The organism is Synechococcus sp. H55.11, assembly GCF_047462475.1.
Classification (GTDB): Bacteria; Cyanobacteriota; Cyanobacteriia; order Thermostichales; family Thermostichaceae; genus Thermostichus.
In genome coordinates this window covers 1-842 of record NZ_JANSJI010000259.1, presented here as the reverse complement: position 1 = coordinate 842, position 842 = coordinate 1, and the positions used below count along the sequence as shown (strand labels likewise).

Sequence of the window (842 nt, the reverse complement as noted above, 5' to 3'; positions counted from 1 at the left end):
TGTACAACAATTTCCCCACTTGCAGCGGCTCTTTGTCTGACATTCTGCAGCCCCTTTGCCGCCTGTCGGTGCCGCTGCCTCCTGCCAGTCCCGATCGCCGGGATCGCGGCGACTGGTTCTGGATGCCCAGTTGCGGAGAGCCCGATGGCAACAATGGTTTTACGAATCTGCTGACCGATGCAGATGAGCTTAACTTTCCGAGTGGGTTCAACTTCTGGCGCTCCTGCTGGCGGCGCAGAACTGGTGGATCCGGCAGTGGCAACAACAACGGCAACGATTTCTTCGTCGTCCGCTGGGTAGGGGAGCTCTATCCCCGCTGGCCGGGCCTGCAGAGCTACCGCATCCTCGATGGCGACGATGGCGTGCGGCTGATCATCCGGCGCAACCGCAACTACAACCCTCCCAACCCCGCGGAGCCACCCACCTTCATCGACCACGGCGTTTGGAACGGCACTCGCCTCAGCCTAGGGCCGGACGCGGCAGGGGCCGAGGCCTGGCAGGATAGCGGCAGTAACCTGGTCACTCTGCGCTTGGAGCTGGACTGCGCGGATCCATCCCAGGACTCTCCCTACCTGGTAGAGATCCAGACCTATGAAAATACCGGCACTGCGCGATTGCGCTTTGCCACCCGCGATGGCAGCGATCTGGAAGACTACGACCTGCGCTACCTAAAGCCGCTGCCGCCAGTCAACCTGCCTTGCCAGCCGGATTCGAGCAAACCTCTGCTGCCCAATCAGAAGTACTGCGCGGTCAGCCTCAATTGTGATCCCATTTGGGGTAATTGGACGCCCGCTTGTGAACCCAATATTTGTCAGCCAAAGACCATCACCCAAACCAGAACA

General features: G+C 60.3%; 1 pseudogene. It reads left to right on the top strand.

Annotated features, from left to right (window positions below):
• Positions 1-32: 32 nt before the first annotated feature.
• Positions 33-842 (top strand): annotated as a pseudogene (locus NW853_RS10340) (type II secretion system protein); the annotation flags it as partial.